Annotated in this window: 6 protein-coding genes; 3 read left to right on the forward strand and 3 right to left on the reverse strand. The window is 61.0% G+C overall.

Annotated elements, in window-relative coordinates; all coding sequences use genetic code 11:
- The first annotated feature begins 328 nt into the window (after nucleotides 1–328).
- Both ACM6IQ_RS20170 and ACM6IQ_RS20175 read left to right on the forward strand, forming a co-directional pair.
- A complete protein-coding gene (locus ACM6IQ_RS20170; RefSeq protein ID WP_017337108.1) occupies nucleotides 329–1222 on the forward strand; it encodes a LysR family transcriptional regulator in 894 nt (297 codons plus the stop codon).
- 4 nt (nucleotides 1223–1226) lie between these two features.
- Nucleotides 1227–1823, forward strand: a complete 597-nt coding sequence (locus ACM6IQ_RS20175) for a tRNA-uridine aminocarboxypropyltransferase (RefSeq protein WP_414879632.1) — start codon at nucleotides 1227–1229, stop codon at nucleotides 1821–1823.
- 130 nt (nucleotides 1824–1953) lie between these two features.
- Here the strand turns inward: ACM6IQ_RS20175 and ACM6IQ_RS20180 are convergent, their stop codons facing one another.
- The 3 genes from ACM6IQ_RS20180 to ACM6IQ_RS20190 are packed head-to-tail and all read right to left on the reverse strand — an operon-like array spanning nucleotide 1954 to nucleotide 6856.
- A complete protein-coding gene (locus ACM6IQ_RS20180) occupies nucleotides 1954–3309 on the reverse strand; it encodes an HlyD family type I secretion periplasmic adaptor subunit (RefSeq protein ID WP_017337110.1) in 1356 nt (451 codons plus the stop codon).
- A gap of 10 nt (nucleotides 3310–3319) precedes the next feature.
- Nucleotides 3320–5479, reverse strand: coding sequence for a type I secretion system permease/ATPase (locus ACM6IQ_RS20185; RefSeq protein ID WP_017337111.1), 2160 nt, complete (start codon nucleotides 5477–5479; stop codon nucleotides 3320–3322).
- A gap of 18 nt (nucleotides 5480–5497) precedes the next feature.
- Nucleotides 5498–6856, reverse strand: a complete 1359-nt coding sequence (locus ACM6IQ_RS20190; protein ID WP_017337112.1) for a TolC family outer membrane protein — start codon at nucleotides 6854–6856, stop codon at nucleotides 5498–5500.
- A gap of 592 nt (nucleotides 6857–7448) precedes the next feature.
- Between ACM6IQ_RS20190 and ACM6IQ_RS20195 the strand changes: the two genes are divergently transcribed.
- A partial coding sequence (locus ACM6IQ_RS20195; protein WP_414879633.1) for a retention module-containing protein occupies nucleotides 7449–8237 on the forward strand: 789 nt, incomplete at its 3' end.

Raw genomic sequence — 8237 nt, forward strand, 5'->3', positions numbered from 1 at the left:
TTATGTCGGTTGCGCAGAACCGGGGAGGTTCGGGCACCGATAGGGACCGATTCTGCGAAATGCAGTGGTCGGGAAGAATCGCTACGGGCAAATACTTAGTTCAGATTTTTCTAAACTAATGGTTGGCACGACGATAGACTTGCGGCCATGTGCCGCACACCTGTGGCGAGGGGATTTATCCCCGTTGGGTGGCGAAGCCGCCCCAAACCCTGCAAACCGGAGCTTCAGATATACCGCAAACACTGGGTTTACGACTGCTGCGCAGCCGAACGGGGATAAATCCCCTCGCCACAGGATTGACATTCGATTGGTGTTTGGAGTGCCCCCCATGGCCAACGCTTTACCCGACCTGAAACTGTTACGCATCTTCGTCAGCGTGGTCCGTCATCAGGGGTTCGCCAACGCGCAGCAAGAGCTCAACCTCTCGACCTCGGCGATCAGCACCTACATGAGCCAGCTCGAAGCGGCCCTTGGCCTGGTGCTGTGCCATCGCGGTCGGGGCGGTTTCAGCCTGACCAGCAAAGGCGAATTGTTCCACCAGGAAACCCTGCGCCTGCTCGGCGAACTCGAAGGTTTCGAGCAATACGCGGCGGCGCTGAAGGGTGAACTGCGCGGCACGCTGAACCTCGGCGTCATCGACTCCACCGTCAGCGACAAGGCCTTGCCTTTCGCCGAGGCCATCGGCGCCTACAGTCAGGAACACCCGGCGGTGCATTTGCACCTTTCGGTGATGAGCCCGTACGAACTGCAACTCGGTGTGCAGGACAACCGTCTCGACCTCGCCATCGGCGCGTTTTCCACGCGCATGAGCGGGCTGGTCTACATGCCGCTGTACCGCGAACAACACTGGTTGTACTGCAGCAGCCGCCATCCGCTGTTCACCGAGCGACGCATCCCCGAGCAAGTCATCACCCAGCAACGCATGGTGGGGCGCGGTTACTGGAGCCAGGCCGAACTGGCGCGCCATGGCTTCAAACACAGCGCCGCGACCGTGGAAAGCATGGAGGCGCAACTGATCCTGGTGCTGTCCGGCGCCTACATCGGTTATCTGCCGGAGCATTACGCCCAGGCCTGGGCAGACAAGGGGGACTTGCGCGTGTTGCTGCCGGCGACCTTCGGCTACCAGGCGCCGTTCTCGATGATCGTGCGCCGGGGGCGCAGTCGCGAACCGTTGATCCAGACCTTCCGCGATTTGCTCAAAGCACAGCTCAATCAGGTTTGAAACCATGTCCAGAATCCAGTGTGCCCGCTGCCTGCGTCCGCAAACCCATTGCCTGTGCCCCCTGATCCCGAGCCTCGACAGCCGCACTCGGGTGTTGTTGCTGCAACATCCGAGCGAAGTGAACCATGCGCTGAACACCGCGCGGTTGGCGGCATTGGGGTTGAAGAATGCCGAGTTGATGGTGGGTGAGGTGTTCGACGATTTGCCGGCACTGTTGAATCAGCCGGGCTATCAGGCGCGGCTGTTGTTTCCTGGCGAGGAGGCTCAACCGTTGCAGGCGTACGCGGCAAACGATCAGCCGCTGTTGCTGGTCGTTCCGGACGGCACTTGGCGCAAGGCGCGTAAAATGCTGCACCTCAATCCGCTGTTGGCGGCGTTGCCCCGAGTGACCCTGGTGGAGGGCGGCGTGTCGCGGTATCGCTTGCGCAAGGCGCCGGGACCAGGGGCGCTGTCGACGGTGGAGGCGATTGTTCAGGCGTTGCAGGTGCTGGAAGCGCCTGTCAGTTTCGAGCCGTTGTTGAAACCGTTCGAGGCGCTGATCGAGGGACAGATTGCGGCGATGGGGGAGGAAACTTTCCAGCGTAATCATGGCGACAGATAAGTCGTGTCTGTACCGGCCCCATCGCTAGCAGGCTAGTTCCCACACTGGATCTGTGGCGTTCACAAGTTCCCTGTGGGAGCTGGCCTGCCAGCGATAGCCATTGCACAGCCAATGAAGATTCCGGCCGGACCTATCGCTCCCGCATCGCCTCGGTCCGGGCCTTAAGCACCGGTTTCAGCAGGTAATCCAGCACACTTTTCTCACCGGTGATGATGTCCACAGTGGCCACCATCCCCGGAATGATCAGCAGCGGTTTCACATCCCCACCCAAGTGATTTTTATCGGTGCGCACCTGAATCAGATAAAAGCTGTTGCCCTTGTCATCCGTAATCGTGTCCGCACCAATCAACTCCAGCTTCGCGCTCAACCCGCCGTAAATCGTGTAGTCGTACGCACTGAACTTGACCATCGCTTTCTGCCCCGGATGCAGGAACGCCACGTCCTGCGGGCGCACCTTGGCCTCGATCAGCAGGTTTTCCTCGATGGGCACGATTTCCACCATGTCGCTGCCCGGCTGGACCACGCCGCCGATGGTGTTGACCTTCAGCACCTTGATAATCCCGTGCACCGGCGACACCACCGTCGTGCGGCTCACTCGGTCATCAATGGCAATGCTCGACGCGGTGATTTTCGACAGATCGGTACGTTTCTCATTGAGCTCTTTCGCCGCGTCCGAACGGAAGGATTGTTCCGATTCGTCGATCTTGCTTTTGATCTCGTTGATCGCCGATTCCGCACGGGGAATCGCCAGCGTCGTGGCATTCAGTGAGCCGCGAATCTCCACCGCGCTGCGTTTGAGCCGCAGGATTTCCACGGGCGAAACCGCCCCGGTACCCACCAGCGGCGCGGACATGTTCATCTCTTGTTGCAGCAGCGCCAGGCTGGAACTGAATTGACTCTGTTTCGAGCGAAACTCCGCCAGTTCCTGGGTTTTCTGCCGCAGTTGTTCGGTCAGCGTGCGCTGTTCGCTGGCCAGGCGACGTTGCCGTTGTTCGTACAGCGAGCGCTCGTCCTCGGCCACTTGCGGGGCCTTGGCGATCACCTCCGGCGACAACTTGAACGGCCGCCCCTCGGCCTCGGCGGACAGGCGTTCGACCTGCGCGGTCAACGCGTAACGATCGGCCTCGCTTTCACCCTTGTTCGACAGAAACCGTGTGTCATCCAGGCGCAGCAGCGTGTCGCCCTTGTTCACCATTTGTCCTTCGCGCACAAAGATCTCGGTGACGATGCCGCCTTCCAGGTTCTGGATCACCTGCACCTTGCTCGACGGAATGGCCTTGCCTTCACCCATGGTGACTTCCTGCAACACCGCGAACCTGGCCCAGACCACGGCGCTGATGATCAGCGCGGCGGCGAGCCATACGGTGATCCGCGACCAGCGCGGGGAATCCTGCAACGAGGCGCCGGCGGTTTCCGGCATGAACTCGCTTTCGGCACTTTTGCTGAAGCTGTCGAAGTAGCCGCGTGAACCCTGTGAAGATGCCATAAGCGGACTCCTAGACGGCCGCAGAGCCGACACGGCCCTTGCGCAGTGCATCGATGACCGCTTCTTTCGGACCGTCGGCGACGATCCGCCCGTTGTCCAGTACCACCAGCCGGTCCACCAGGCTGAGCATCGAGGTGCGGTGGGTCACCAGCAGCAAGGTTTTGCCCTGGACCCAACCGTGAAGTTTTTGCCGAAGGACATCTTCGCTGCTGTTGTCCATGGCGCTGGTAGGTTCGTCGAGCAGCATGATTGGCGGGTCGAGCAACAAGGCGCGTGCCAGCAACACCGCCTGACGCTGACCGCCGGAGAGCAATTGCCCGCGTTCGCCGACAGGCCGGTCAAAGCCTTGTGGATGTTGCCGCGCGAGTTCGGTCACGCCGGTCAGTTCGGCCACTTCCAGCATCCGCGAGTCGCTGATGTAACGCGCGCCGAGGGTCAGGTTGTCGCGCAGGCTGCCGGCCAGCAGCGGCAGGTCGTGGGCCACGTAACCAATCTGTTGGCGAAGGTCGGCGACGTCCAGTTGCCGCAGGTCCAGGCCATCGAGCAGCAACTGGCCTTCCTCCGGTTCGTAGAAACCCATGATCAGACGCCCCAAGGTGCTTTTGCCCGAGCCGCTGCGCCCGATGATGCCGACCCGTTCACCGGGTTTCAGGCTGAAACTGATGTTGGCCAGCGCTGGGGCGTTCTGGCCGTTGTAGTGAAAGGTCACGCCGCTGACGTCGAGTGCGCCTTGCAGTTGCGTGCGTTCCAGCGGCCGCTGTTTCGCGTCGCGTTCTTGCGGAAGCGACATCAGCGCATCGGTGCTTTTCATGGTCAGTTGCGCTTGCTGATAGCGGGTGATCAGCCCGGCGATCTGCCCCAGCGGTGCGAGCACGCGACTGCCCAGCATGTAGGTCGCCACCAGTGCGCCGACGCTGAGGTTGCCGGCGATGATGCTGTAGACCCCGGCGACGATGGTCGCCATGCCGGAGAACTGCTGGATGAACAGCGTGCCGTTGGTGGCCAGCGCCGAGAGGTTGCGCGCATGACTGTCGAGGCGGGTGAGGGCGCCGTGGGTGCTTTCCCATTTGTGCTGGCGCTCGCTTTCGGCGCTGCAGGCCTTGAGGGTTTCCAGGCCGCCGAGGGTTTCGATCAGCAGGGCCTGGCGTTCGGCGCCGAGTGCCAGGCTTTTTTGCACGGTGTCGCGCAGGCGCACCTGAATCACCATGGCGAACAGAATGGTGATCGGGAATGCCAGCAACGGAATGACCACCAGCCAGCCACCGAGCAGGCCGATCACCACCAGCATCAGTACGGCGAAAGGCAGGTCGATCAGGCTGGTCAGCGTGACGGCGGTGAGGAATTCGCGCAGGCCCTGGAAGTCATGGATGCTTTGGGCAAAACCGCCGATGGTCGCCGGGCGCGCTTTCATCGACATGCCAGTGATGCGTTCGAACAGCGTTGCGGACAGGATCACGTCGGTTTTCTTCCCGGCGGTGTCCAGCAAGTGTGCGCGAACCACCCGCAGCGCCAGCTCGAAACCGGTGCCGATCAGCAAACCGATGGACAGCACCCACAAGGTTGAAGTCGCCTGGTTCGGTACCACCCGGTCGTACGTCTGCATCACGAACAGCGGCACCATCAGCCCCAGCAGGTTGATCAGGAAACTCGCGAGGATTGCATCGCTGTACAGCCATTTCGACAGCTTCAAGGTGTCGCGGAACCACGCCTCCACCCGTGGCACCAGCGGCGAACGCAAGTCTTCGAGTTCATGCCGTGGCCGGGCGAACAAGGCCTGGCCGCTGTAGTTTTCGGCCAGTTCTTCACGGCTGACCCACTGCTCGCCACCGTCGGCTTCGCTCGGCAGAATCAGCAAGCGGCCGTCATCGCCGAAGCGACGCAGGATGGCGGTGCGGCCGTTGTTGAGGATCAGCATCACAGGCAGGTTGAGCGCGGAAATGTCTTCCAGGTCACGGCGCAACAGCCGCGCCTGCAAACTGGCCCGGGCCGCTGCGCGCGGCAGCAGGTCCAGGCTCAAGCGTTGGTGTGCCATTGGCAGCCCGGCACTCAGGCTGGCACGACTGACCGTCGCGCCATGAAGTTTGCAGAGGATCAGCAGACCGTCCAGAAGCGGGTCATCGAAGCTCAGCCGCGGATCGACACCGGTGTTGCCGGGTTCCATGCTGGTCACATTGATCGCTCCATTGCACTACCGCAATTCAGGCAGACGGGCTTCGTTCTTCACTTCGGTCCGGGCGATCGCATCGGCGGGCAGCACCACCCGTTGTTTGCTCAGCAACTGGCCCATGTTCGCCAGCACGCGGTACATCGAGTACTCCTCGGTGTAGCGCACTTCGGTGTAGCGGCGATTGGCGTTGTACAGCTCGTTTTCGCTGTCGAGCACGTCCAGCAGGGTCCGTTGGCCGAGGCCGAACTGGTCCTGGTAGGCCGCACGAACGCGGGTGGTGGTTTCCGCGTATTCGCGGGCGGTCGGGGTTTGTTTCCGGGCGTTGAGCATGGCGTTCCACGCCAGGTGGATGTTCTCGTTGAGCTGGCGCAGGGCGTTGTTGCGGATGTCCATGGCCTGATTGATCTTGTGTGCGTCGGAAGCCAGCCTTGCCTTGTCGCTGCCGCCACGGAACAGGTTGTAGTTCATCACGACGCCGACGCGCCATTCGTTGTCGTGGCCTTCTTCGCCGGCGATGTTGTTGTTTGCCCCCACCGCGGCTTCAGCGTCGAAGCGTGGGTAGAACGGCGACTTGGCGACTTCGTACTGGCTCTCGGCCGATTGCACATCCGCCTGGGCCGATTTCAGGTACGGGTTGTTGTCGACCATGCTCTGTTGGGCATCCTGGATCGTGGCCGGCAATTCGCCCTTGATCGACGGCAGTGTTTCCAGTTCATCGGGCATGCGCCCTGTCACGGCATAGAAATTCGCTTCGGCATCGGCCAGATCGACTTCGGCAGTATCGAGGTTGTTCTCCGCGAGTGCCCGGCGAGCCACGGATTGATCGGAGTCGGCGTTGCTGCCGATACCGCGCTGGGTGCGCAGGCCGATCTGGTCGTTGACCCGCAGGTGCGCCTGCAGGTTGTTCTTGGCCAGGGTCACCAGTTCGCGGCGCTTGAGCACTTCGAGATAGACCTCGATGGTGCGCAGGGCCAGGTCCTGCGCGGTGCCCTGAGCGTAATAGGCCCGGGAGTTGACCACGCCTTTGGTGCGCTCGACTTCGTTGGATGTGTTGAAACCATCGAAGAGCATCTGCCGCAAGCGCAGTTCCGATTGGGTGTAGTTCAGAATCTCGGTGTGGTGATTGCCGAAGGCGCGGGTGTTGGTGTTGTCGCTGTACCCGCGCCCGTAGCCGGCATTCAGGTCAACAGAGGGATAAAAACCGCCCTTGGCGACTTTCACGTCCTCATCCGCCGACAGGCGGCTGTCTACACGTGAGGCGAGTTCCGGGTGGGTGGCGATGGTGCTCTGGATCGCCTCGGTCAACGACATGGCTTGAGCCTGAGAAGTGCAGGCCATGGCCAATAGAATCGCACTGCAAACGGGGGTCAATCGGCGCATGGATACATCTCCCTGAAGTCCCAATGGTGCTTATCAGTCGCCAAATATTTGACGGCATTTATGGGTGAAACCGTTTCATACTTGTAACATCAGAGCTAAGAACATTCTCAAAAGAACCTTAGAAGTTTTTCTCATAACTGTTATGTCAAAAAAAACTTATGCGCTCTGAAAAATCCAGCACATTGTTCAATCCGAAAGCCCTTGATTTACGAGCCTTAGGGAGCTTCTTGAGGGCTGGGAAAAGTTCAATCCACTTATCGATGTGGGGCGAAGAAGTGCTGGAGGGGAGGGATGCGCTACGGTTTTTTGGGTGACGGTTTTTTGTCACTCGTTGGTTCAAAACCGTTACGCATTGCCCGTAGGTAAGGTTGTTTCGCAACAGCATTCCGATGTAATTGATTGCATTGGGTTTTATGCCGAATCGAGACACTTCGCCCATGGGCGACACGCTTGGCGAGAAGTCGCCAGGGCAGCGGCTTGTTCAGGCAAGCCGCCGCCCGGTAGACGTTCCGCCGGTCACCCGCTCACGCCATGAGCACGTTCTTCGCAATCAACAGGATGCCGACAGCGGTTGGCAGCGGAGGAAATGCACATGGCAACGCTCATCGGTATCGTCACTAAGGTCATTGGTCAGGTGTTCGCGCAAGCGAGCGACGGCACCCGACGTGCCTTGATCGAGGGGGACAGGCTGTACGCCGGCGATCAACTGGTCACCGGTGCCGAAGGCGCGGTGGCGGTGCATCTGCAAAATGGCCAGGAACTGACCCTCGGGCGTGGCAGCAGCCTGCAAATGAATTCGCAGCTGCTCGCGCATCAGGTGCCCCATGTGGAAACAGCCGAAGCGGCGACGCCGACGCAGGCGCAACTGTCCGACGTCGAACGAGTGCAAAAAGCCATCGCGGCGGGTGATGACCCGACCCAGACAGCGGAAGCCACGGCCGCGGGGCCGGGTGAACAGGGCGCACCTGGTGGTGCCGCGGGCGGTGGTCACAGTTTTGTATTGCTGGAAGAAGTGGCCGGGCGGGTCGATCCGACTGTCGGTTTCCCTACCGCCGGCTTCAACGGTATTCCTGAATTTCCCTTGGAACGTCTGGCCGGTGATCCGGATAACGGCGGTAACGCGGCTGCAGCGCCGATTGGTGCCGATGCCCCGGATGTTCCGAATGATCCTGAAACGCCAGACCATCCCGTCACCCTCAACGGCCTCGACGTGGCGGGCGGCGAACTGACCGTCTACGAGAAAAACCTCACCTACGGCACTGACCCGGATGCCCCGACCCTGACCCAGACCGGCACCTTCACCGTCAATGCGCCGGATGGCCTGCAAACCCTGACCGTCGGGGGTATCGCCATCGTCACCGCAGGTGTCGCCGCGGGCTTC

Origin of the sequence: Pseudomonas sp. IT-P100 (genome assembly GCF_949767185.1) — a bacterium.
Taxonomy (GTDB): Bacteria; Pseudomonadota; Gammaproteobacteria; order Pseudomonadales; family Pseudomonadaceae; genus Aquipseudomonas; species Aquipseudomonas fluorescens_B.

What these genes read in the sequence shown, in the direction of transcription:
- ACM6IQ_RS20170 (WP_017337108.1), top strand. Translation starts at nt 329, where the DNA reads ATGGCCAACGCTTTACCCGACCTGAAACTGTTACGCATCTTCGTCAGC.
- ACM6IQ_RS20175 (WP_414879632.1), top strand. Translation starts at nt 1,227, where the DNA reads ATGTCCAGAATCCAGTGTGCCCGCTGCCTGCGTCCGCAAACCCATTGC.
- ACM6IQ_RS20180 (WP_017337110.1), bottom strand. Translation starts at nt 3,309, where the DNA reads ATGGCATCTTCACAGGGTTCACGCGGCTACTTCGACAGCTTCAGCAAA.
- ACM6IQ_RS20190 (WP_017337112.1), bottom strand. Translation starts at nt 6,856, where the DNA reads ATGCGCCGATTGACCCCCGTTTGCAGTGCGATTCTATTGGCCATGGCC.